The sequence below is a fragment of the Actinotignum urinale DSM 15805 genome, from assembly GCF_000420445.1.
In the GTDB taxonomy this organism is placed as follows: domain Bacteria; phylum Actinomycetota; class Actinomycetes; order Actinomycetales; family Actinomycetaceae; genus Actinotignum; species Actinotignum urinale.
In genome coordinates this window covers 1-1370 of sequence record NZ_ATUY01000025.1, presented here as the reverse complement: position 1 = coordinate 1370, position 1370 = coordinate 1, and the positions used below count along the sequence as shown (strand labels likewise).

The following is a 1370-nucleotide window of genomic DNA, read 5'->3' as shown; positions in this document are numbered from 1 at the left end:
CCGCTGCTCCACCGACAACGAACTATCAGAACGCATAACACCCCTAACCCTAAAAACTGAACAAATAAACGTCCAACTTTCAGGGTTCAGTACACCCTGTAACCCTCATTAATTTACATGCCCAAGGTGCTTGGATAATGTTCAACGAATAGATACATTATCCAAGCACCTCTTAATACAAAATTATGCTTCCACATATAATGACATAAGGAGGCCTTTATATGTGGATTGTTTATGCCGTGGGCGCGGCGTTTTTCGCGGGTATCACCTCGATTTTAGGAAAAATGGGGGTAAAGACTACTCCCTCATCCCTCGCCACGACTCTTCGCACAGTTGTTGTCCTCATTTTTGCCGGGTTAATGGTGGCTATTGCGGGTTCCTTCCCCACTATGGCCACCATTTCCGCTAAAACATGGGTTTTCCTTGTTCTTTCCGGTATCGCGACGGGCGGCTCGTGGCTTTGTTTTTTCCGCGCGCTTCAAATCGGCCCCGTTTCCAAAATCGCGGTCATTGACAAATCCAGCATTATTTTGACGGTTCTTCTCGCCATTTTCCTGCTAAATGAACGTTACCATCTGTGGATTCAACTGTTTGGAATTACACTTATCGCCATCGGCACGTTCATGATGATGGAGCGTAAGAAAAAACGAGCCGTCACACACGAAACCACGTCCCATACCCCATCATCAAGCCCTCAAAATATCAATCTCCCACACAAAAGTAGCTGGTTGATATACGCACTCGCCTCAGCCATTTTCGCCTCACTCACCGCAATTTTTGGCAAAGTCGGCATCGAAAATGTTGAGCCAAATCTCGGCACATTTATCCGCACCGTCGTCGTCCTTATAATGGCGTATCTTGTTACGTTTGTGAAAAAAGAGTTTGTCCCGCTTCGCACGATTTCTGTGAAAGAAACGGTGTATATGGTGTTGTCCGGTATCGCGACGGGTGCTTCCTGGTTGTGTTACTGGAAGGCAATGCACGACGGACCAGCAAGCGTTATTGCCCCGATCGACAAACTCAGCATTCTTGTAACAATCGCTTTGGCGTGGATTTTCTTCAAGGAAAAACAGTCGAAAATGGCCTTGTCCGGTTTAGCCATTTTAGTCGCCGGGACTTTCGTTATGCTTTTTGCAGCGTAATATTTACGAAAGAGACCCGAAAAGAATTCCCCCTTGTTTCGCGTATGTTTTTATCACGATAAGCTGTGATGCTTTCGCTTTTATGCTTGACGACGACGGTGAACGAATCCTGCACCGACGGCAACGAGGACAAGTGGCTCTTCGGATTTTGGTGGGGTGGGGGTGGTTTTTTGGGGTTGTTGGGGTGGTGTTTTGGTGGTGTTGTGAGTGGGTGTGTTTGAGGGATTG

At 47.1% G+C, this 1370-nt stretch carries 1 protein-coding gene; it reads left to right on the top strand.

Annotation, left to right across the window (positions count from 1 at the left end; translation table 11 throughout):
• The first annotated feature begins 221 nt into the window (after positions 1-221).
• Positions 222-1142, top strand: a complete 921-nt coding sequence (locus tag G445_RS0108720) for an EamA family transporter (protein WP_022867135.1) — start codon at positions 222-224, stop codon at positions 1140-1142.
• Positions 1143-1370: the final 228 nt, after the last annotated feature.

What these genes read in the sequence shown, in the direction of transcription:
- G445_RS0108720 (WP_022867135.1), top strand. Translation starts at nt 222, where the DNA reads ATGTGGATTGTTTATGCCGTGGGCGCGGCGTTTTTCGCGGGTATCACC.